At 61.4% G+C, this 22,278-nt stretch carries 20 protein-coding genes and 1 pseudogene; 3 read left to right on the top strand and 18 right to left on the bottom strand.

What is annotated here, in order from left to right:
• Nucleotides 1-68 precede the first annotated feature (68 nt).
• The 10 genes from BZ163_RS20620 to argH all read right to left on the bottom strand — a co-directional run bounded on the left by BZ163_RS20620 (nucleotide 69) and on the right by argH (nucleotide 10,760).
• The gene (locus tag BZ163_RS20620) at nucleotides 69-1,220 is read right to left on the bottom strand and encodes an acyl-CoA dehydrogenase family protein (protein WP_128872378.1); all 1,152 of its coding nucleotides are present in this window, start codon (nucleotides 1,218-1,220) and stop codon (nucleotides 69-71) included.
• A 3-nt stretch (nucleotides 1,221-1,223) separates the two neighbouring features.
• The gene (locus BZ163_RS20615) at nucleotides 1,224-2,330 is read right to left on the bottom strand and encodes an enoyl-CoA hydratase/isomerase family protein (RefSeq protein WP_128872377.1); all 1,107 of its coding nucleotides are present in this window, start codon (nucleotides 2,328-2,330) and stop codon (nucleotides 1,224-1,226) included.
• Between the two features lie 187 nt (nucleotides 2,331-2,517).
• Nucleotides 2,518-3,225 carry an HPP family protein gene (locus BZ163_RS20610; RefSeq protein ID WP_128872376.1) on the bottom strand — a complete coding sequence of 236 codons (708 nt, stop codon included), beginning with the start codon at nucleotides 3,223-3,225 and terminating at the stop codon, nucleotides 2,518-2,520.
• 158 nt (nucleotides 3,226-3,383) lie between these two features.
• On the bottom strand, nucleotides 3,384-4,562 hold the full coding sequence (locus tag BZ163_RS20605) for an MFS transporter (RefSeq protein WP_128872375.1): 1,179 nt from the start codon (nucleotides 4,560-4,562) through the stop codon (nucleotides 3,384-3,386).
• Between the two features lie 202 nt (nucleotides 4,563-4,764).
• Nucleotides 4,765-5,652, bottom strand: a complete 888-nt coding sequence (locus tag BZ163_RS20600) for a polysaccharide deacetylase (protein ID WP_128872374.1) — start codon at nucleotides 5,650-5,652, stop codon at nucleotides 4,765-4,767.
• Nucleotides 5,645-6,493, bottom strand: a complete 849-nt coding sequence (locus BZ163_RS20595; protein ID WP_128872373.1) for a polysaccharide deacetylase — start codon at nucleotides 6,491-6,493, stop codon at nucleotides 5,645-5,647. Before BZ163_RS20595 ends, BZ163_RS20600 begins: the two co-directional genes overlap by 8 nt.
• 153 nt (nucleotides 6,494-6,646) lie before the next feature.
• A complete protein-coding gene (locus BZ163_RS20585; RefSeq protein ID WP_128872372.1) occupies nucleotides 6,647-7,471 on the bottom strand; it encodes an ABC transporter substrate-binding protein in 825 nt (274 codons plus the stop codon).
• Nucleotides 7,472-7,524: 53 nt separating this feature from the next.
• Nucleotides 7,525-8,289 carry an amino acid ABC transporter ATP-binding protein gene (locus tag BZ163_RS20580; protein ID WP_128872371.1) on the bottom strand — a complete coding sequence of 255 codons (765 nt, stop codon included), beginning with the start codon at nucleotides 8,287-8,289 and terminating at the stop codon, nucleotides 7,525-7,527.
• A gap of 10 nt (nucleotides 8,290-8,299) precedes the next feature.
• Nucleotides 8,300-9,178: an amino acid ABC transporter permease gene (locus BZ163_RS20575; protein ID WP_046047004.1), complete on the bottom strand. Its 879-nt coding sequence runs from the start codon at nucleotides 9,176-9,178 to the stop codon at nucleotides 8,300-8,302.
• Nucleotides 9,179-9,332: 154 nt separating this feature from the next.
• Nucleotides 9,333-10,760: an argininosuccinate lyase gene (argH, locus tag BZ163_RS20570; RefSeq protein WP_128872370.1), complete on the bottom strand. Its 1,428-nt coding sequence runs from the start codon at nucleotides 10,758-10,760 to the stop codon at nucleotides 9,333-9,335.
• A 360-nt stretch (nucleotides 10,761-11,120) separates the two neighbouring features.
• On the opposite strand from argH, the gene BZ163_RS20565 reads away from it, so the two are divergent.
• The gene (locus BZ163_RS20565; RefSeq protein ID WP_128872369.1) at nucleotides 11,121-12,086 is read left to right on the top strand and encodes a LysR family transcriptional regulator; all 966 of its coding nucleotides are present in this window, start codon (nucleotides 11,121-11,123) and stop codon (nucleotides 12,084-12,086) included.
• Between the two features lie 263 nt (nucleotides 12,087-12,349).
• Here BZ163_RS20565 and BZ163_RS20555 read toward each other — a convergent pair whose 3' ends face one another.
• The gene (locus BZ163_RS20555) at nucleotides 12,350-13,732 is read right to left on the bottom strand and encodes a UDP-glucose/GDP-mannose dehydrogenase family protein (RefSeq protein ID WP_128872368.1); all 1,383 of its coding nucleotides are present in this window, start codon (nucleotides 13,730-13,732) and stop codon (nucleotides 12,350-12,352) included.
• A 47-nt stretch (nucleotides 13,733-13,779) separates the two neighbouring features.
• Between BZ163_RS20555 and BZ163_RS34915 the strand changes: the two genes are divergently transcribed.
• Entirely contained in the window at nucleotides 13,780-13,929 is a 150-nt protein-coding gene (locus BZ163_RS34915) for a hypothetical protein (RefSeq protein WP_161599974.1), read from the top strand.
• Entirely contained in the window at nucleotides 13,922-14,860 is a 939-nt protein-coding gene (xerC, locus tag BZ163_RS20550) for a tyrosine recombinase XerC (RefSeq protein ID WP_368991019.1), read from the top strand. The genes BZ163_RS34915 and xerC overlap by 8 nt, the downstream gene beginning before the upstream one ends.
• A gap of 10 nt (nucleotides 14,861-14,870) precedes the next feature.
• On the opposite strand, the gene BZ163_RS20545 is transcribed toward xerC, so the two are convergent.
• The 7 genes and pseudogenes from BZ163_RS20545 to BZ163_RS20515 form a co-directional block, all read right to left on the bottom strand.
• Complete coding sequence (locus BZ163_RS20545) at nucleotides 14,871-15,941, bottom strand: ABC transporter ATP-binding protein (protein ID WP_128872367.1); 1,071 nt, start codon at nucleotides 15,939-15,941, stop codon at nucleotides 14,871-14,873.
• Nucleotides 15,938-17,535: pseudogene (locus tag BZ163_RS20540) on the bottom strand (ABC transporter permease). Before BZ163_RS20540 ends, BZ163_RS20545 begins: the two are co-directional and overlap by 4 nt.
• A 3-nt stretch (nucleotides 17,536-17,538) precedes the next feature.
• Nucleotides 17,539-18,552 carry an iron ABC transporter substrate-binding protein gene (locus BZ163_RS20535; protein WP_128872366.1) on the bottom strand — a complete coding sequence of 338 codons (1,014 nt, stop codon included), beginning with the start codon at nucleotides 18,550-18,552 and terminating at the stop codon, nucleotides 17,539-17,541.
• Nucleotides 18,553-18,687: 135 nt separating this feature from the next.
• Nucleotides 18,688-19,248, bottom strand: coding sequence for a membrane integrity-associated transporter subunit PqiC (locus BZ163_RS20530; protein ID WP_128872365.1), 561 nt, complete (start codon nucleotides 19,246-19,248; stop codon nucleotides 18,688-18,690).
• A gap of 17 nt (nucleotides 19,249-19,265) precedes the next feature.
• The gene (locus tag BZ163_RS20525) at nucleotides 19,266-20,921 is read right to left on the bottom strand and encodes an intermembrane transport protein PqiB (RefSeq protein WP_128872364.1); all 1,656 of its coding nucleotides are present in this window, start codon (nucleotides 20,919-20,921) and stop codon (nucleotides 19,266-19,268) included.
• The gene (locus tag BZ163_RS20520; RefSeq protein ID WP_128872363.1) at nucleotides 20,902-21,567 is read right to left on the bottom strand and encodes a paraquat-inducible protein A; all 666 of its coding nucleotides are present in this window, start codon (nucleotides 21,565-21,567) and stop codon (nucleotides 20,902-20,904) included. The genes BZ163_RS20525 and BZ163_RS20520 overlap by 20 nt, the downstream gene beginning before the upstream one ends.
• The gene (locus tag BZ163_RS20515; protein WP_128872362.1) at nucleotides 21,564-22,160 is read right to left on the bottom strand and encodes a paraquat-inducible protein A; all 597 of its coding nucleotides are present in this window, start codon (nucleotides 22,158-22,160) and stop codon (nucleotides 21,564-21,566) included. The genes BZ163_RS20520 and BZ163_RS20515 overlap by 4 nt, the downstream gene beginning before the upstream one ends.
• Nucleotides 22,161-22,278: the final 118 nt, after the last annotated feature.

Here is a 22,278-nt window from a genome sequence, read left to right as displayed (position 1 = left end):
GCAAGCCAGCTCCTACAGGGGTACGCATTCCCCTGTAGGAGCTGGCTCGCCAGCGAAGCTTTAGGGCATCACACCAGATAATTTTTCAGTTCGCGGGCAATCACCATCCGCTGTATCTCGCTCGACCCTTCATAAATCTGCGTGATCCGCGCATCCCGGTAATAACGCTCCACCGGGTAATCCTCCAGATACCCATACCCGCCGTGAATCTGCATCGCCGACGAACAGACCTTCTCGGCCATTTCCGAGGCAAACAGCTTCGCCTGTGAGGCCTCCGACAGGCAAGGTTTGCCGGCACTGCGCAGGCGCGCGGCATGCAGGATCAGCAACCGCGCCGCGTTCAGGCGCGTGTGCATATCGGCCAGCATATTGGCAATGCTCTGGTGCTCGATGATCGGTTTGTCGAACTGCACCCGATCCCGCGAATAGGCCAGCGCCGCTTCAAACGCCGCACGCGCAATCCCCAACGCCTGCGCCGCAATCCCGATGCGGCCCCCTTCGAGGTTCGACAGGGCGATGGCCAGGCCTTTGCCGCGTTCGCCGAGCAGGTTGGCTTCGGGGATCGTGCAGTTGTTCAGGGTCACCGCGCAGGTATCGGAAGCGCGGATGCCCATCTTGTGTTCGGTGCGGTCGACGATGAAACCTGCCGTGTCCGTGGGCACCAGGAACGCCGAAATGCCGCGTTTGCCCAGATCCGGATCGGTCACCGCAAAGACAATCGCCAGTTTCGCCCGTTTGCCGTTGCTGACGAATTGCTTGGCGCCGTTGATGACCCACTGGCCATCGAGCAATTCGGCGCGGGTGCGCAGGGCGTGGGCTTCGGAACCGGCCTGGGGTTCGGTCAGACAGAAGCAGCCGATGGCCTGGCCGCGCGCCAGGTCCGGCAGCCAGGTCTGTTTCTGTTCTTCGCTGCCGTAGTTCAGCACCGGTCCGCAGCCCACCGAGTTGTGGATGCTCATCAGCGCGCCGGTGGCGCCGTCGCCGGCAGAGATTTCTTCCACGGCCAGGGCGTAGGTGTCGCAGTCGACATAGGTGCCGCCCCATTCCTCGGGCACCACCATGCCCAGCAGGCCCAGTTCGCCCATTTTCGCGACCAGGCCATCGTCGATCCAGCCGGCCTTTTCCCAGGCCTGGGCGTGGGGCGCGATTTCGCCGCGGGCAAAGTCCCGGGCCATGTCGCGGATCATGACTTGTTCTTCGCTCAATTCGATATCGTGCATGGCTCAGCTCCGGCTTGGGTCGAACCCGCTGAAAAAACTCGCGACGTGCCCGGCGTCCAGCGCCTGCAAGGTCGGCGGGTTCCAGCGCGGGCTCTTGTCTTTGTCGATCAGCAAGGCGCGCACGCCTTCGATCAGGTCGCCGCGCGCGAACCACTGCCGGTCCAGGTGCAGCTCAAGGGCGAAGCAGTCTTCCAGGCTCAGGTGCCGACCGCGGCGCAACATTTCCAGGGTCACAGCCATGGCCAGCGGCGAACGGCTTTGCAGCAGGTCGGCGGTGGCCACGGCCCACTCATGGCTGTCGGCGACCGTTACTTCACGCAGTTGCTCAACAATACTCGGCACATCGGGCAGGGCGAAGAAGTGATCGATGGCCGGGCGCAATACGCTCAACGGCGCGTCAGGCAGTTGTTGCACCGCAACCGTCGCCAGCAAGCCTTGCAGGTCCTTGAGCGGCGAGTCTTGCCATTGCAGCCGATCGAGCTGCTCGTCCAGGGTGCCTAGCTTGCTGCTGTCCAGATACCAGTCGGCCAAGCCGCAATAGAGCGCGTCCGCCGCACGGATCTGCACGCCGCTGACGCCGAGATAAATGCCCAGTTCGCCAGGAATCCGCGACAGGAAGTGGCTGCCGCCGACGTCCGGGAAATAACCGATCGCGACTTCGGGCATCGCCAGACGGCTTTTCTCGGTGACCACCCGCAAGTCGGCGCCTTGCACCAGGCCCATGCCGCCGCCCAGGACGAAACCGTCCATCAACGCCAGGACCGGTTTGCGGTAGTGGTGAATCGCGAGGTCGAGGGCGTACTCCTCGACGAAGAAGTCCTCGTGCAGGGTGTCGCCGTTCTTGAAGCTGTCGTACAGCGAGCGAATATCGCCGCCGGCACAGAAAGCCTTCTCGCCCGCACCGCGCAATACCACCGCATGCACCTGCGAGTCCTGCGCCCAGACGTCGAGCTGACGCTGCAGCGTGCGCACCATGTCCAGGGTCAGGGCATTGAGGCCGGCGGGGCGATTGAGAGTCAGGTGACCGATATGGTTGCGAACTTCGGCCAGCACTTCGTTTTGCGTGGCATCCATGGACGTAGTCCCCGGAGAATAAACCTGAGCAGTCATCAGTAACTCCCTGCTTTTATTGTTCTTTACAGACAAGCTCGCACGCGAGCGATGCTGGATCGTACCAGTGCAAATTTGTGATGTACAACCGGGATATGTGCAGGGTCAGTTTGCGTTTTTGCCTTAACGCCAGATCCAAAGATCGCAGCCTGCGGCAGCTCCTGCAGAGGCTGCGATCTTTTGAACTTCAACCTTTCTTGGAAAACACTTCACCAATACTGCGACGTTTGGCGTGCAACTCACTGATATGGATCAGTTGTTCCAGATCTTCGGGGGTCACGTCGAAGAACGCTTCCATCTCCGCCAGGGCCAGTTTCAGGTCTTGGGCAGTGATGGCCTGGTTGTCGATCGGCAAGTGATCGGCCGGCACCACGGCAACCGGTTCGCTGGCACGCTTGGGGTAACGGATGCGTGTCAGGTTGTTATAGGCCAGGGCGCAGAGCAGCATGGTCGAGCCGCTGAGCATCACCGGGCCGAGGGCTTTCCAGTCCAGGGCGATGGTCGCCGGGTCCGCCAGCACCATCAGCAACGCCAGCGCTCCGGCAGGCGGATGCAGGCAACGCAGCCAGCACATCAGAATCAGCGCCATGCCCGCTGCCAGGCACGCGCTGCCAAGGGTCCGTCCGAGCACATGCGCGACCAGCAACGAAACCACCCCGGCGCTCAAATACCCGCCCAGAATCGACCAGGGTTGGGCCAGCGCGCCAGAGGACACGGCGAACAGCAACACGGCCGAGGCGCCCAGCGGGCCGATCAGATGCTGCGCTACTGGCATGCCGAATACCTGGCTGCAGACCCAGACGCTGAACATCGTGCCCAGGGACATGCCGATGGCGGCGCGGCTCCATTCGGAAGGACGGGTATTGATGGCAGCGGGTAACCAGCGAGCAAGCATGAGGCACAGGATCCGTAGAAAAAATCGAGGCAAAAAAAAGGCTTAGCTGGGATACCCAGAAAGCCCTTGAAGGTGTTCCAACTATTGGGGGAGGAACCGGCACAGTGTGCCGTTCAATCCTGATGCTGACAAATTCATATTAATGAAGCTTCAATTCATTATTTCTGAAGTATGGCGACCCGACGCCCACTCATGAAACACAGGAACCCGCCCATGGCCGTCAGCGCGCTCAAGGCATAGAACATGGTAGGCGCAGGGGAGTGCAGCAGCAGGTAACCGCAGATTACCGGACTCAAGGCCCCGCCGAGGGCGGCGAGGTTCTGTGCGCCGTAGTAACTGCCGCGCAGTTCCTCTGGCGCCAGGGTATCGACGAAGAGGAACTCGGCGGGGTAGATGATCATTTCACCGAGGGTGAAGATGAACATTGCTACGCACCAGGACACCAGGCTGTCGGCCAGGCTGAAGCCGATCAGCCCGACGATGAACAGGCTGGTGCCGCCGGCGATCCAGTAGCGCAGTTGTTCGCGTTTGAGGAAACGACCGATCTGGTATTGCAGCAGGATCACGCTGATGGCGTTGCAGGCGAGCAGGGCGGCCATGGTTTGCAGGGCTCGCTTGGAATCCTGGGTCACCAGCAGGTATTGCGACAGGTACAGGGTGTAGCGGCCGTGGACCACGGTACTGAGCAGGCAGCCGCAGGTGAACATGATCAGCGTGCGGTCGTTTTTCAGGGTGACCAGCGTTTTCAGAAAACTCTGGGGTTGGCCGATGGCCGGCGCCACGGCCGAGTCCTTCGGTATCCCGATCATCAGGAAAATACTGAAGAAGGCGATACCGCCGGCGATCAGAAAGGGTGCGATCGGATATACGCCGGCTATCACCACGCCCAACATCGGGCCGATGGCGTAGCCGATGTTGGTCAAGGTGTAACGCAGGGAAAACGCCTTGGCACGTTGGCCCACGGGCAGGTTTTCGCTGAGGATCGCCTTTGAGCCGATCAGGAACAGTGCCGAGGCGGTTTCGGTGATCACCAGGGTGGCGGTGGTCAGGTAGAGGTTGTCGGCAAAGGTCAGCAGCACGAAGCCGATGGCGCTGGAGAGCATCGCAAGGATCAGCAGCCGGCGCTTCTCGAGGCGGTCGATCATGTAACCGCCGTAGAGCGCGAGCAACGTGGCGATGAACACCGCGATGCCCAGCAGCAAACCGACGTCCTGTTGGTTGAGGCCGAGTTTATTGCTCAGGAACAGCGTGAGCAGCGGGCTGGTGATGGCACGGCTGACGACGATGGTCAGTGAAACGATCATCAATCGGCGGATAACGAGTGAGTAAGTGGCCACGGTGGGGCAAATGTCCTTATTCAGATTCTATGGTGTTCGGCTTGATACCGGGTCGCCGCCACTCGCGAGCAAGCCCGCTCCCACAGGGGAATGCATTTCAACTGTGGGAGCGAGCCTGCTCGCGAAGGGGCCGGGTCAGGCAATGCGATAGTCAATTCAACGGCTTCCAGTTCAACCAGAGACAGGCATTGCATCCGCGCATTCATGCAAGGTAATCCCGGTAATGCCGCTCATACACTGAAGCGGGATGATCCTCGGTCAACGGTGCCGCCGACTCGGCCCACCACCGGGCGACGTCGGCGCCCGTGGCAATCCACACGTCATCGTGCTGTTGAATCCCCTCAAGCAACTCGCGCAGCACGCCGATCCGCCCAGGCGTGGCGATGATCTCCGGGTGCAGCCGCAGCACATAACACAAGCCAAACCGGTGAAACCCGGCGAAGTCCATTTGCAGGTTGCCCAAAGTGTGGCTGTAAGACGCGATCCGCGATTGCGCCGGTGGCACGGCGGGGCTGAGGTTAAAGGCGAAGTAGGGTTCGTCTTCCAGTTCGTAGTGCAGCGGCAGTTCGATGACCTCGGGCGCGGTCGGGTGAGCGAAAGGCAAGTCATCGCCGCGCCAGGATGAGGACCAGCGAATGCCGTGGTCTTTCAACGCCTCGATGAAACCCGGCGCACCATTGCCGGCCGGAATACGAAACCCGGTCGGACGCTGGCCGGTCAGGGCCGTCAACGCCGCGCACCCCTTGGCGATCTCGGCGCTCTGCGCGGCCAGGTCCAGGGTGTCGTAGTTTTGATGGCGATAGCGGGCGCAGGCGATGTCGTGGCCGCCCGCCTGGATGGCCCGAATGTGTTCCGGGTTTTCCTCGGCGACGATCCCGGGAATGCACCAGCTGCTGGGTACGCCCAACTCTGCAAACAACCTGAGCAAGCGTTCGACGCCGCGCTGGCTGCCATAACGCCAGACCGAGAGCGTCTTGTCGCGTCCGGCGACTTCAGGGGCTTGCGTCAGGATGCCGTGGACATCGTTGTAATCGACGGTCAGCACCACGGCGCAGCGGTAGCCCTTGGGCCAGACGGTGGAATCAGCCATGGTGATGCTCCTTGAGCCACCAGCGGGCGACATCGCGGCAGGTGGCGAACCACACGTCATCGCGCTGACGCATGTGTTCGAAGAGTTTTTCCAGCAGCAGGATACGCCCCGGTTTGCCGGTGATCTTGGGGTGGAACAGGGTGGTCAGGCACAGGCCTTCGTTCATCGCGCCGTCGTATTCGCGGCACCAGTTGTCCAGGGTCAGCGCGTAGCTGGCGGTGCGGTCCAGGCCGCAAGGAAAGTCTGGCGCTCGGGTATAGGCGATGGAGGCGTAGTCGTCCATTTCCCAGCGCCCGGGGATTTCCACCAGCGGTGTGGCAAAGCCCGGCACCTTGACCAGGTACGGCCGGTCATCGCCGCGCATGCTGCTGGAGTAGGTCACGCCGGCCTCGACCAGCATCGCCGGGGTCTCGGCGCGCCAGTCGCCGGACGGGGTGCGGAAACCTTCGGCGCGAATGTGCAGGTGTTGCCAGAACACCTCGCGGGATTTTTTCATCACGTCCTTTTGTTGTTCCAGCGTCAGGGCGTAAAAGGATTCGTGTTTGTAGCCGTGGTAGGCCACCTCATGTCCGCGCTCGACAATGGCCTGGCACTGTCTTGGCCAGTTCTCCACCACCCAGGCGGGGACGAAAAACGTCGTCGGGATCCGGAATTCATCGAGCAGGTCGAGAATCCTCGGCAGCGCCCGATAAGGGCCGTAACCGCCGAAACCGAAGTATTCGGGCTTACGCCAGATCGAGCCGTTGAGCATGGCATCGCCGGTGGGGCCATCGAGGTCGAAGGCCAGGGCGAGGCAGGCTTTGTGTGGGGCGGGCCAGGTGGGATTTCGCGAGGAGGACATCATGGTGCTCCATTCATCTATAGGTAAAACGCGAAACCTGTGGGAGCGGGCTTGCTCGCGAAGGGGCCCTGTCAGTCAGCATTGATGTTGGATGACATACCGCATTCGCGAGCAAGCCCGCTCCCACAAGGGATGTAACAAGCCCTTACAGGTTTATTTACCGGCGTTGATGGTCACGGTCTTGATCGCGCCCAATTCCAGGTCCCACTTCTTCAGAATCGTCTGGTAGGTCCCGTCATCGATCATGCTCTGCAACGCAACCTTCACCGCCTCGCTCAGCTCGGGCTTTTTCTTGCTCACGCCCAGCCCGGTGAACTGCTCGGAGATCGGCAGGCCCACGGTCTTGTACATGTCCTTTTCCTGAGTCTTCAGGTACGACAAGGTCTCGCTGCCCTGCATCGCCGCATCGATACGGCTCTGGCGCAGCTGTGCACGGGCGTCGGCCGAGCCTTCGGTGCCGATCACATTGATCGCAGGCTTGCCGGCGGCTTCGCAATTGGCCTTGCTCCATGCGGCGATTTCCGCCGGGAAGGTCGTGCGGCGGCTGGTGCCGACCTTTTTGCCGCACAGGTCGATGATCTCGTTGGTGTCCTTGTTCTTCTGCAAGGTGTAGAACTGCGGCCCGCTGGTGAAGTAGTCGACGAAGGTCACACTGGCCTGGCGTTCGGCCGTGTCGGTCATGCCCGACATCACCATGTCCACACGGTCGGTGGTCAAGGCGTTGATCATCTGTTCGAAGCCGGTTTCCTGCCACTTGATCTTCACGCCCAGGCGTTCGGCCAGCGCGTTGCCCAGGTCATAGTCGAGCCCGGTGAGGGTGTTGGTGGCCGGGTCCTTGAAGTCCATCGGCGGGTAGTTCGGCATGATCGCTACCACGACCTCGCCTTTTTCCTTAATGCTGGCCGGTAGCTCGGCGGCCCAGGTAAAACCGGAAGCCATGACGCCTGCGAGTACTGCTGGAATAATCAAGTTCTTCATGGTCGTTCTCTTATGAGTGTTGTGAGGCGGCGCTTGTTTGCCAAGCGCGGCACCTAGGTTCGAACGGCAGAAATGAAGCTTTGGGTGCGCGGGTTTTGCGGACTTATTAGTATTTCTTCGGGGCTTCCAGCCTCCACGATCTGTCCGCCGTCCATGAACACCATGCGGTTGGACACCTCGCGAGCGAAGCCCAGTTCATGGGTGACGACGATCATGGTCATGCCGGTCTGCGCCAGGTCGCGCATCACCGACAGCACCTCACCGACCAGTTCCGGGTCGAGTGCCGAAGTGGGTTCATCGAACAGCATCAGCTTGGGACGCATGGCCAACGCGCGGGCAATGGCCACCCGTTGTTGCTGGCCACCCGACAGTTCAATCGGGTAGCTGTTGCGCTTGTCGGCCAGGCCGACGCGGGCGAGCAGTTCCACGGCTTCTTCATGCGCCTCCTTGGGCGAGCGCTTGAGCACCTGGCACGGCCCTTCGATGATGTTTTGCAGCACAGTCATGTGCGGGAACAGGTTGAAACGCTGGAACACCATGCCGGTGGACAGGCGTTGCCGGGCGATCTGCGATTCGTTGAGCTCGTACAGTTTATTGCCGGCGATGCGGTAGCCCACCAGTTCGCCGTCGACCCACAGGCCGCCCTTGTCGATCCTTTCCAACTGGTTGATGCAACGCAGCAAGGTGCTCTTGCCGGAGCCGGAAGGGCCGATGATGCACAGCACTTCGCCTTGCTCGACTTCGATGTTGACGTCCTTGAGTGCGTGGAAATGGTCGTAGTACTTGTTCAGGCTCACGGCCTTGACGATGTTTCTCATGTCGGACTCCTCAAGAACGCTTGCCGGCGCCGCGAGCGAAACGACGCTCCAGTCGGCTTTGACCGAAGGACAGCACGGTGACGGTGGCCAGGTACCAGATACCGGCGACGATCAGCAGCTCCATGACCCGGGCGTTGGCGTAGTAGATGTTCTGGGCGTTGTAGAGCAGTTCCGAATACTGGATGACGCTCGCCAGGGAGGTCATTTTGACCATGCCGATGAATTCGTTGCCCACCGGCGGAATGATCACCCGCATGGCCTGGGGCAGGATGATCCGGCGCAGCGCTTGCAGGCGCGGCATGCCGATCGACTTGGCGGCTTCGTACTGGCCAGTATCCACCGACAACAGGCCGGCACGCACCACTTCGGCGGTGTAGGCGCCCTGGTTGATGCTCAAGCCGAGCAGGGCCGCGACGAAGGGTGTCATCAGGCTCACGGTGTCCATTTCGAACAGGCCGGGGATGCCGATGGTGGGAAAGATCAGCGCCAGGTTGAACCACAACAGCAGTTGCAGGATCAGCGGCGTACCGCGAAACAGCCAGGTGTAGGTCACTGCGACGTAGCGCAGGATCGGATTGGCCGACATGCGCATGATCGCCGTGATCACCCCGAAGACGATGCCCAGGGCCATCGCCAGGACCGCCATGACGATGGTGTTGAGCAACCCCCACATGATCGCCTGGGAGGTGAGGAACTGGCCGATGTACGACCATTCGATCTTGCCTTCGGCGAAGGCCCGAACCAGGCCGAGAATGGCGATGACGATCACGGTGGCGAAAAAGATTCGCCCGTAATAGCGCCGTGGCACATGGTGATACTGGGTGATATCAAACTGGTTTTCCGCCAGTTTGCGCTCCGCCTGGAGTCGTTCTGCCTGAGTCTGGCTCATGTTGCTTCTCCGTACACTTGGTAATTCAGGCCAACCGCGATCCCTGTGTAGGAGCGGGCTTGCCAGCGAAAGCGGTGGGTCATTCAACATTGATGTCGACTGACCCGGCCCCTTCGCTGGCAAGCCAGCTCCTACAAGGGTCTTGCGTCGTCGATCAGAGCCGGAAACCCTGATAGTTCTCGGTCCATTGTTGCTGCGCGGCAAGGGCGGTCTTCAAGCGGCCGATCTGCTCGCGCACCTGTTGCGGCGCGGTTCCGCCCCAGCCACTGCGCGCAGCGATAGCGGCTTCAAGGGTCAGGCTGTCACGCACCTCGGGCGTCAGACGCGGATCGATCTCCGCCAACAGCGCCGGCGAGGCTTCCCACAGTTCGATGTCATGTTTCTCGCAGGCCTGGACCAGCGCACCGGTGATTTCGTGGGCCTCCTTGAACGGCACGCCGCGCATGGCCAGCCAGTCGGCGACTTCGGTCGCGAGGGTGAAGCCCAGCGGCACCTGACGCCGCAGCTCTTCGACATTGACCGTCATGGTCGCGACCATTCCGGCCATGGCCGGCAGCACCAGCAGCAAGGTGTCGACGCTGTCGAGTACGCTGTGCTTGTCTTCACTCAAGTCGCGGTTGTACGACAGCGGCAGGGATTTGAGGGTCGACAGCAGGCCAGTCAGGTTGCCGATCAGGCGGCCAGCCTTGCCTCGAGCCAGTTCGGCAATGTCCGGGTTCTTCTTCTGCGGCATGATCGAGCTGCCGGTGGCGTAGGCATCGTCCAGGGCGACCCAGCGGAATTGCCGGGACGACCACAGGCAGAATTCTTCCGCGAGGCGGGAAATATTGATCCCGAGCATGCTGGCGATAAACAGGAATTCGGCGACGTGATCGCGGCTGGCCACGGCGTCGATGGAATTTTCGCAGACACCGCTGTAGCCCATTTCCCTGGCCGACTGCTGCGGCAGGCGCGCAATGGCGGAGCCGGCCATGGCCGCCGCGCCGAGTGGCGACAGCGAGGTGCGCGCGTCCCAGTCCACCAGGCGCTGCACATCGCGCAGCATGGCTTGGGCGTGGGCCAGCAAGTGGTGCGCGAAGACGATCGGCTGGGCCTGCTGCAGGTGAGTGAAACCCGGGCAGATGCTCTCGACGTGTTGCTCGGCCTGATCCACCAGGGCGTGCTGCAAGGCCAGGACTTCAACGGCCAGGGTGCGCACGTGATCACGCAGGAACAGGCGCAGGTCGTTGGCAGTCTGGTCGTTGCGCGAACGACCGGCGCGGAGTTTGCCGCCCAGGGCGCCGAGGCGTTCGGTCAGCACGCGTTCGATGAAGGTGTGGACGTCTTCGTCGTCCAGGGTCGGGGCGATGCTGCCGGCGCGGAAGTCAGCGCCAATGCGTTCCAGGGCGTCGAGCATGGTCTGGGTTTCCTGCTCGCTCAACAGCCCGGCGCGTTGCAGTTCACGGGCATGAGCCTGGGAACCGGCGAGATCGTACGGGGTGAGCCGGAAATAGCGTTCAGGGCAACGGGACAGTGCCGCCAGGGCTTCGGACGGGCCGCTTTTGAAGCGGGCACCCCAGAGACGGTCGGTGGGTTGGGACATTGTTGTTTTCCTCGTCGTTGCTCGGACGTAAATAGTGGTGTGGCCAGGAGCTTCGCTGGCACGCCAGCTCCTACAAGCAAGCCGGTTCCTACAGGGAGCGGTGTGCAAAGGGCGCAATGCACGCTGGAAATAACCAGGGTGTGGCGCGGTCTAAGCTGTGTTCAAGAGGGCAGTTGCGAAGCGGTGGAAGTTGATCAAAATGTCAGCTTTTAACAGTTCGAAATCAGTGAGTTGGCACTGATGGGCGCAATTTATTAGCGGTTGCCAAGCCTGGTTTTCTGTGTTCATTATTATTGGCCAGCTGTGTTTTTGTTGTTGTGCACAGAGTGTTGAATAGGGCGCCAGAGGTAAATAAGCATTATGGAAACCCCACTTTCCAATTCCGGAAACCCGCCGCCGAAAACGTCGCATCGGGCACCGCTGACCCTCAGTGGCCTGGACTTCAAATTGCTCAAGGTGTTCAAGGCGGTGGTTGAGGCCGGAGGCTTCAGTGCAGCCCAGAACGAGCTGAATGTGGGGCTGGCAGCCATCAGCAAACAGATTTCCGACCTTGAGATTCGCATCGGCATGCGCCTGTGCACTCGGGGCCGGGAAGGCTTTCACCTGACCGAAGAAGGCAGTCTGGTGTATCAGGCATCCATTGATCTGTTTGCCTCGGTCGATAACTTTCGGGATCGCCTTAGTTCAGCGCAAAACGAACTTATTGGCGACCTTGGCGTGGGAGTTATCGACAATACGATTTCCGATGCCCATTCGCCGTTAGTTGCTGCACTTGGACGGATTAACGAAGCGTCGCCCAAAGTAAGATTACAACTTCAGACCTCGCAACTGGATGAGGTGGAAAGGGCCGTGGTAGAGGGGCGGTTGCTGGCGGGGATCGTCCCGGTTTATCAGCGTCGGGAAGAGTTCGATTACTACGCGCTGTATGAAGAGCGCTCACACGTCTACTGCGCTGTCGGCCACCCGTTGTTCACCCTGCCGGAGGCGGATATGAGCAGTAATGTGCTCAAGGACTACGAGTGCATTAACCACCGTTATGCGATACATCGCGACAAACTGAATTTTGCCCGTTACGACAGCTCTTCGGCCTCTGCGACCCAAGTCGAAGCGGTGGCGCTGTTGATCAAGACCGGGCGTTTCGTAGGCTTTCTACCCGAGCATTACGCCGCCTCGCTGGTGGCCCAGGGGCAATTTCGAGCCGTGCGCCCGGACCTGATCCACATCGATACGCCGTTCAACCTGATCCTGCGCCACAACACCGTGCGCAGTCCGCTGGTGAAGGCGTTTGCCCAGGCGTTGGGCGTTGACTTGAAAGTGCCCGCTTGATTGTTCATCCATTTGGGGTCAACGCCAACCCCCTGTAGGAGCCGGCTTGCCGGCGAAGGCGTCTGCATGGGCGCTGCAAGGCTTGAGGCCGCCTTCGCTGGCAAGCCAGCTCCTACAAGGGATCACCGGTGTACAAATGAATGGTGGTCTACGCCGAATCCCTGTAGGAGCCGGCTTGCTGGCGAAGGCGTCTGCATGGGCGATGCAGGGCTTGAGGCCGCCTTCGCTGGCAAGCCAGCGCCTACAAGGGGGGGCGTGTTTGGTTATTGGGCGACGACGTGCGCCACGGGCCATTGTTGCAGCGGAATCGGCAATTTGCGCGATTCACCGCGCCCCATCGGGAAGTACATGAAACCGGCGCGCGCCAGGCGTTCGGCGTCATACAGGTTGCGGCCATCGAAGATCACAGGCCGGTTGAGCCGCTGCTGGATCAGGTTGAAATCCGGCGCCTTGAACTGCTGCCATTCCGTGCAGATGATCAACGCGTCGGCACCGACCAAAACCGCTTCCGGGGTACCCATCAGCATCAACTTCGATTGATCGGGATACAACCGCCGTGTTTCCTGCATGGCTTCCGGGTCGAACGCCCGCACATTGGCCCCGGCGGCCCACAGCGCTTCCAGCAGCACCCGGCTCGGCGCATCGCGCATGTCATCGGTGTTGGGCTTGAACGCCAGGCCCCACAGGGCAAAGGTCCTGCCGCGCAAGTTACCCTGGTAGAACGCGTTGATCCGCTCGAACAGCTTGTGTTTCTGCCGCTGGTTGATGGCCTCCACCGCTTGCAGCAGGTCGCTGGAGCAATGCGCTTGTGCGGCGCTGTGGATCAAGGCACGCATGTCCTTGGGGAAACACGAGCCGCCGTAACCGCAGCCGGGGTAAATGAAGTGGTAACCGATGCGCGAGTCGGCACCGATGCCCAGCCGTACCGATTCGATGTCGGCGCCCAGGTGTTCGGCCAGTTCGGCGATCTGGTTGATGAAGCTGATCTTGGTCGCCAGCATGCAGTTGGCGGCGTACTTGGTCAGTTCCGCGCTGCGCAGGTCCATGAACATGATGCGGTCGTGATTGCGGTTGAACGGCCCATAGAGGTCACGCATCACCTCGCGTATGTCATCGCGTTCGCAGCCTATGATGATCCGGTCCGGGCGCCGGCAATCGGCGACCGCAGAGCCTTCCTTCAAAAACTCCGGGTTGGAGACGATATCGAACTGCAGCAGCCGGCCGACCTTGAGCAGGTACTTGTCGATATGCGCACGCAAGGCATCGCCGGTGCCCACCGGGACCGTGGACTTTTCCACCAGGATCACCGGTAGTTCGCGATGACGCGCCACGGCTTCACCGACTGCCATCACCTGGCGCAAATCCGCCGAGCCATCGGCCCGGGACGGTGTGCCGACGGCAATGAACAGCACCTGGCCATGTTGCACCGCGCGTTTCTCGTCAGTGGTGAACTGCAGCCGCCCGGCGTCCAGGTTTTCCCGCACCAGGCCGGCCAGTCCCGGTTCGAAAATGCTCACATGGCCTTGCTGCAACAACTCGACTTTCTGCGGGTCAATGTCCATGCACACCACGTCGTGGCCGACTTCAGCCAGGACGGCGGCTTGCACCAGGCCCACGTAACCGCTACCGAACACACTGATTTTCATGGAGGCTCTCCTGTCCTGATCGACACCCATTCAGGAGTAGCAGCGCCATGTTTCAGTTCATCTATCGCGTTAACCTTGACCTGCCGGGCGCGACAATTCACATTCCCGGCCACGCCCGGCAGCGTAACCGCCAGTTTTTCATCTATCGTTGTGCTTTTCCTTTGGACTTTTCATTCAAGGCCGTTTCGTTTGACTGACTTACCCGCTGTTGTTGCCCCTACGCCAAAAATCAATCCGCTGACCCTGTACCTGGCGCGACTGGCCCCGTCCAGCCAGTTGACCATGCGCTACGTCTTGCAGGACGCGGCCGACCGCCTGGGTTTCGAAGACATGAATGTCGAGGAGATCCCCTGGCATGAGTTGCAGCCCGAAGATGTCATCGCGCTGGTGGCCACCTTGCGCGCGGATGGCTACGCGCCCAACACCTCGTCGCTGTACGTCAACGCCGTGCGCGGGGTGATGAACGAGGCGTGGCGCATGAGCCTGATCAGTCAGGAACACCTGCTGAAAATGCGCTCGGTCAAGGGCATCTCCGGCACCCGGCTGTCCCAGGGACGCAATCTGCGGCGCTCGCTGATCCAGGAGATGATGGCGGTCTGCGCCGCCGATCCTCGGCCACAAGGCCTGCGGGACGCGGCGATCATCGGGATTCTGTACGGCTCGGGGATGCGCAAGTCGGAATCGGTGAACCTGGACCTCAATCAGGTCGACTTCGCCGAACGCAGCCTGCGGGTCACCGCCAAGGGCAACAAGCAGTTGATCAAGTACGCACCGGCCTGGGCCTTCGCCAAACTGGATGCCTGGCTGGAGCTGCGCCGCTCGCAACTCAAGGAAGGCGAAGAGGACGATCCCTTCCTGTTCAATCGCATCCGCCGCGGCAGTCACATCACCCGCGAACGCATCACCAAGCACGCGATCTATTACATTGCCCGCCAGCGCGGCGCGCAAGTCGGGGTGAAGATCATGCCCCATGACTTTCGGCGCTCGTTCATTACCCGGGTGATCGAGGAGCATGACTTGTCGATCGCCCAGAAGCTGGCGCATCACAGCAACATTCAAACCACCGCCAACTACGATGTGCGCGATGACAACGAGCGGCGTCGGGCGGTTGATCGCTTCGATCTGTGAGGGCAGGGGTTCAGGCTTCGCTCAGCACGTGGGCGTGGCCGATCATCGAGACGTGAACGGCACTGCCCATGGGGGGCGCATACAACCCGGAACTGCGCACCATCAAGGATCGGCCTGGCTGTTGCGCGCTTTTGTGCGACTGCAACTCCACGGTCAAGGTGCAGGTATTGCCGCTGAAATCGCGCTCGGTCACCACGGCACGGCAGCCGAGGGCCTCTTTCGGATGGGTCTGGATGCTGACCAGGTGCAATTGCTCGGGCCGCAACATGATCTGCGCGCATTGGTTGTTGCGGTGATTGTTGACCGGAATCCGCCCCAGGTCGCAATGGGCCCAGCCCGCTTCGATCCGTGCCGGCATGACCACCGCATCGCCGAGAAACAGGGCGGTCTGTTCATCGTCGGGATAGCGGTACAGGTCCAGCGGATGACCCGACTGCACCAGTCGGCCCTGACGCATCACCGCCAGCTGATCGGCAAACGACAACGCTTCACTCTGGTCATGGGTGACCAGAATGGTGGTGACACCCGCATCGGCCAGCAGCCGCGCGACCAATTTGCGCATGGCGGCGCGCAAGCCGGTGTCCAGTGCCGAAAACGGTTCGTCCAGCAGCATCAGCCGCGGCTGCTGGGCCAGGGCGCGCGCCAGGGCCACCCGTTGCTGCTGGCCGCCGGAAAGCTCGTGGGGCCAACGTTTGGCCATGCTGGCGTCGAGCGCCACGCTGTCCATCAGTTCGGCGATACGCGCCTGTTTTTCCAGGCCCCGGGTCGACAGCCCGAAGCCGATGTTGGCGGCGACGGTCATGTGCGGGAACAGGGCACCATCCTGAGGCACATAACCGATCAATCGTTGGTGGGCGGGCACCTCATGGGTGCTGTCGACCAGCGTGCGGCCATTGAGCAGAAGGCGGCCCGAATCGGGAAATTCGAAGCCGGCGATCATGCGCAGCAAGGTGGTCTTGCCCGAGCCCGAAGGGCCGACAATCACTGTGCGGCTGCCCGCGGGTACCGACAGGCTGACGTTTTCCAGGGCCGTCTGGGCACCATAGGATTTGCAGATCGAGTGCAGATCGAGAGCGTTCATCGGCCCGCCGTTCGCTTGGATTGATGATAAAGAATGCCGGTCAGCGGCAATGACAGCACGATCATCAGCAGGGCATAGGGCGCCGCGGCGGCATAATCGATTTCGCTGGTCAACGCCCAGAACCCGGTCGCCAGGGTGCGCGTACCGTTCGGCGCAAGCAGCAGGGTGGCCGTCAGTTCATTGGTAATCGCCAGGAACACCAGCGCGGCCCCCGCGGCAACGCCCGGTGCGGCCAGGCGCAAGGTGATCAGCCACAGCGCCCGGGCGGGCGACCGACCGAGGCTGCGGGCCATGTTTTCCAACTCGATCGGTGCCTGGGCAATACCGGCACGCAAACTCACCAGCGCCCGGGGCAAGAACATCAGCAGATAAGCCAGCAGCACCGTGATGGTGGTCTGGTAAATCGGCCGGGCGAATTGAATCGTGAGGGTCACCAGCGCCAGGGCCACGACAATCCCCGGCAACGAACTGGTGATGTAGTTGCAGCTTTCCAGCACGCGCTGCAGCCGGCCCGGCGAGCGAATCGACAGCCAGGCAATCGGGATGGCCGCCAAAGTGGTCAATAGCGCGCCGCTGATGCCCAGGAGCACGGTCTGTTGCAGCGCCGGCAGCAGCTCGGACAATTGCCAGACTTGCGTGGCCGCCAGCGATCAGCACTTGCCCAAGGTGATCAACGGCACCCCCAGCGCCAGGGCGCAGGTCACGATTTGCAAGGTCAGCGCCAGTACGGTTGGCCCGGCAGACAGGCGCACGATCCGCTGTTCGCGGGGGCTGCCCGACCCGACGCGGGCATAGCGTGCGTGGCCACGCGCGGCCGATTCGACGGTCAGCATCGCCAGGCAACACAAGGCGAGCACCCCGGCCAGCATATGGGCGGCTGGCCCGTTGAAGGTTGACTTGAACTGATCGAAGATCGCCGTGGTAAAGGTGTCGAAGCGGATCATCGCGTACAGGCCATATTCGGCCAGCAGGTGCAGCCCCACCAGCAAGGCGCCGCCGCAGATGGCCAGGCGCAATTGCGGCAGCACCACCCGGAAAAATACCGCCCAGGGCTTGAGCCCCAGAGACTCTGCGACATCTTCGATGGTCGATCGATCCGCCGCAGGGAGGCCGCAATGGGCAGGTACAGGAACGGGAAGTAGGCGATCACCGACACCAGAACGGCGGCAAACAGGCCGTGAATCGGTGGCACCAGGCTGACCCAGGCATAGCTGTGGACGAAGGCGGGGACTGCCAGCGGCGCCGTGGCCAACAACGACCACCAGCGCCGCCCCGGCAGATCGGTACGCTCGGTGAGCCAGGCCAGGGCCACGCCGAGCATTACACACAAGGGAATCGTGATCACCACCAGCAATAGGGTGTTGATCAATAACTCGCCGACCCGTGGCCGCAACACCAGCGGCACCAGGCTCGACCAGCCAGTCTCGAAGGACACGCCGATGACAAAAGCGATCGGCAGCAGGGCCAGCAGCGACACCAGCACCGACAAGCCGATCACCCACGCACCGCCGAGTCCCGCAAAAAGACCACGGGAACGTCGGCGTAAATGGGGCGGGATCGCCTCTGCGACAGCCGCCGGTAGTGTTTCAGGCATCAATTAAAGCAGTCCGGCCTGAGTCATCAGCTCCACGGCTTTTTTACTGTCGAGTGTCGAAGCGTCGACTTTCGGCGCGTCAAGCTGCTGCAAAGGCACCAGTTTAGGGTTGGATTCGGCGTTTTTGCCCACCGCGTATTCGAACGAATTGCCGGTCTTGAGGATGGCCTGGCCGTCTGTGCCGGTCACCCACTTGAGGAAGGCCTGAGCCTGATCCTTGTGTGTGCTGGACGCCAGGACGCCGCCACCGGACAGGCTGACAAAGGCACCGGGATCCTGGTGCTTGAAGTAGTGCAGGGCGGTGTTCTTGCTGTTTTCACCGGTCTTGGCCTGGTCGCCGAAGCGGTAATAGTGGTAGATCACGCCGCTGTCGATCTGGCCGGCATTGACCGCCTTGAGCACGGCACTGTTGCCCCGGTACGCGGTAAAGTTGCTTTTCATCCCTTTCAACCACTCGAGGGTCGCGGCTTCACCCTTGAGTGCCAACACGGCGGCGACGATCGCCTGGAAGTCGGCGCCGGCCGGCGAAGCGCCCCAGCGGCCCTTCCAGTCCGGACCGGCGAGGTCCATCAGTGACTTGGGCAGTTCGGCTTCCGGCAGTTTGCCCGGGTTGTAGACGAAGACCGTGGAGCGCGCGGCAATGGCCACCCATTTGCCGTGGGCCGGACGGTAGGCCGCGTCGACTTGTTCAAGGGTCGCCGGTGCGACCGGCGCGAACAGCCCGGCGTTGTCGACCAGTACCATGGCCGGGGAGTTCTCGGTCAGGAACACATCCGCCGGGGAGGACGCGCCTTCCTGCACGATCTGATTGCCCATCTCGGTGTCGTCACCATTGCGCACGGTGACTTTGATCCCGGTTTCCTTGGTGAAGCCTGCAATCCAGGCTTTGGTCAGGCTTTCGTGCTGGGCGTTGTAGACCACGATGCCGTCGGCATCGGCGGCATACCCATGGCCGGCGCTCATCAGCGCGGCCGTCAGCACGGCGAGTTTAAGAAAAGACGGGATAGGGGGGGTCATGCCGGGCAGCTCCTGTTTTTAGAATCGTGCACGCAGACGTGACCGGGGCGGTCGTCAATTATTGTAGGTCAATACGAATCATTTGCAGGTTTAAGCGTGGAAAATGTCCTGCTCCGGATGAGAAAAATCGTCAAGTCACTGGGCTGGCGGGCAACCTCTTGGTGTTCCATTCGCGGCCTGGGTGATCAGCGCGGCCAGGCGTTTGACGTTGTTCTGATGGGCCGCCACCAGATCATCGATGCTCGGCCCCGAAGGCGTCTGTAAGGTGCTGCGGCACGTCACCCGCGCGCTATCGCTTTCGCCCGGACTGCGCAGGCGCCATTTGACGTCGATCAGCCCGTACTGCCCGGGAATCGAGTCAAAGCGTTGCACATCGAGCCGCACCGACATTTTGCGTTGGGAGTTGCCGTTGACCAGTTGATCCTGCAACGCGCTGCTCAACTCATCCACCAGGCTCGCGGCCCACCACTCGGTTTCCAGGATCGCCAGGCCACTGTTGCCCTGGCGAATGACGATCTGCGGACGATCGACCTGGGGCGGTACGCTGATCGCTTCGATCTGGATATCCGCCACGGAGGACTTCGAGTGGTTGCCCGGTTGGGTCGGGACCAGGGTGTGAAATTGAATTGGATCACTGCGACAAGCGGTGAGCAGTAGCAGCGCGGCAACCAAGGTGATCTTCAGCGGAAAAGCCATGGGTAATGCTCCTGTGCTCAATTGCGCGGTGGCGCTTGCAGATCCATTGGCGCGGCATTGTTGGGACGCCCGCGCAGCAGCGATTCCGGATGTCGGCCCAGGTAATCCGAGAGCTCGCGCAAGGAGCGCGACATGCGTCCCAGTTCGTCCAGGGTCTGGGTCAGTTGTTCACGTTGCGGTGAATCTTCGGCCAGGGTCGAACTCGCCGATTGCAGGGTTTTGCTGACGTCCGCCAGGGTGGTTTGCACGCCGGGCAGGGTCCTGGCATTGAATTGGACCAGGCCTTTGCGCAGTTCGACGAGGTTGCTGTCGAGGTTGCCGGCGATGCGCTCGATCGGCAGCTGGTTGATCTTGTTGACCATTCCTTCGAGTTTTTCCTGTAATTGCTCGAGGCTACCGGGAATCGTTGGAATGATGACGGGACGGGCACTCGGATCGAACACGACCTTCTCCGCCTTGGGGTAAAAATCGAGCGCGATGTACAGCTGGCCGGTCAACAGGTTGCCACTGCGGGCCTGGGCCCGCAGACCGTTCTCGATAAAGCTGCCCATCAACCGCACGCCGGCGGCTTCATCATTGGGATCATGATTCAAGGCTTTGAGCATTTTGGAGTGGGCCGTGCCGAGGCGTTGCGGGTAGATGAGAATGCCGACATTGACCGGAAAACTGCGCTTTTTCGCATCGTAATCCAGGTTGATCGACACCACTTTACCGAACTCGACGCCGAGAAACTCCACTGGCGCATCGACTTTGAGCCCACGCAAGGCCTGGTCGAAACGCAAACTCAGGTACTGCGCCTTGCCGTGGGGCGGGGCAAGGGCGGTTTGCTGGTCGTCGAACAGGTCGAAGGCTTTATCCTCGCTGGCCGGCTGATCGTTGGGGCTGTATTCCGGGGCGCGGAAGGCAATGCCGCCTACCAGCAAGGACGATAGCGACTCGGTCTTCACCGCAACGCCGTTGGCGCCAACGTTGACGTCGATCCCGCTGGCATTCCAGAACCGGGTGTTCTCGGTGACGTAGGCATCGTTGGGCGCGTGGATGAACACTTCGATATTCACCCCTTTGCCGTCGGCGTTCAGGGCATAGGCCACCACCTGGCCGACCGGAATCTTGCGGTAGTAGACCGGCGAGCCGATGTCCAGCGAACCGAGGTCCTGGGTATTGAGCATGAAGCGCTTGCCCGGTTCGCCATAGGTGATGGGCGGCGGGTTTTCCAGCCCCGTGAAATTCTTCGCACGGGAGTTGGACTGGCCGATATCGGCGCCGATGTAGTCCCCGGACAGCAAGGTGTCGATACCCGAAACCCCACCGGCACCGATACGCGGACGCACCACCCAGAACTGCGAATCCTGGCGGGTGAAACTTTCTGCCTGCTTGGACAGTTTGACGGTGGCGTTGACACTCTTCTGATCGGCACTCAATTCGACGTCGGACACCACGCCGATCACCACATTGCGGTATTTGACCTCGGTCTTGTTGGCCGTCAGGCCGCTGCCGGTCTTGAACGTAACGGTGATGGTCGGCCCTTCCTGCATGACCGAGTGCACCACCAGCGAAATCCCCACCAGCACGGCGACGATCGGCACGATCCACACCAGCGAGATGCTGAATCGGCGGGTCTTGACCGGGGCCGGGCCGGGGGCTTGCGGCCCGTCAGTGGCTTGCGACTTCATCCATGACCTCCTCGTTGGGTGGGTTGTTGCGTGCTTTATCCTGCTTGTCCCAGATCAGGCGCGGGTCGAAACTCATCGCCGACAGCATGGTGAACACGACCACCAGGCCAAAGAACAAAATGCCCTGGCGCGGCTCGATATCGCCCAGCGCCTGGAACTTCACCAGCGCCGCCACGAGGGCGACGACAATCACGTCGAGCATCGACCAGTAGCCGATGAGTTCGACGAATCGGTACAGCTTCGAGCGTTCCTTGAGCGCCCAGGAACTCCCGCGCTGGACCGTCACCAGCAGCATCGTCAGGGCGACGAACTTGACGCCGGGCACCGCGATGCTGGCGATGAAGATAATCAGGGCGATGTCCCAGGCGCCGTGCTGCCAGAACTCCAGCACGCCGCCCATGATGGTGCTCTCGGAACCGGAACCGAGCATGGTGGTGTTCATCACCGGCAGCAGGTTGGCCGGCACATAAAATATCAGCGACGCCAGCAGGAACGCCCAGGTCCGGGTCAGCGAGTCGGTCTTGCGCCGGTGCAGCGGGGCGCCGCAGCGTTCGCATTCATGGGGGTCATGGGTGATGTCACAGGCCAGGCCGCAGCTGTGGCACAGGCACAGGTCGAGTTCGCTGGCGAGCGGTGGCGTAGTCATAAGATGTCCCACAGTTCGCGGATATCGCGTCCGGCAATGCGGATCATCATCAAGCTGAGCACCGCCAGGGCGAACAGACCGATACCGGGCAACACATCGAGCAGTCCGGCGAGTTTGAACACCGCGACCATGGCCCCCAACAGGCAGACTTCGAGCATGCTCCAGGGCCGCAGGGTTTCCAGCCAGCGCATGCAGAACCGGAAGCCGGGCGAGCGCTGGTTCGCAAGGGCGTAACTCAGGACCCAGATCAGCAACAACAGCTGGAACACCGGCGCGATGATCATCGAAACCGCCGCCACCAACGCAATGAAGGTGATCGGGCCCTGGCTGAGGGCCAGCACCGAATCCCAGAGCGTCGCGCTGTTTTTCAGGCCTTTGAGGCTGATGCTCATGACCGGATAGAAATTGGCGAACGTCCACAGGACAGCCGCCGTGAAGGTCAACGCCAGGCGCTGTTCCACCGAAAGACCGTTATAGCGCTGAAGCACGCCGCCGCAGCGCATGCACAGGGTTTTCTGATGTTTGGCGAGCGTGACTTTTTCATACACGCAGTCGCAGTGCTCGCAGATGATCAGGTGGTCAGTCGTAGCCATAGGCCGCACTCGCCAGGAGACAGGAAATTCAGAGCACCCCCTCAATATAGAAGTGCCTTGCGATTGAGCAAATCGAAAGGTTGAACGAGGCGTTGGGGTCGTGATGCCGTAACGAAGA

Origin of the sequence: Pseudomonas sp. VI4.1 (assembly GCF_002029345.1) — a bacterium.
Taxonomy (GTDB): Bacteria; Pseudomonadota; Gammaproteobacteria; order Pseudomonadales; family Pseudomonadaceae; genus Aquipseudomonas.
Note: the sequence above shows the minus strand (reverse complement) of the source record. Positions and strands in the feature narration are given on the sequence as shown.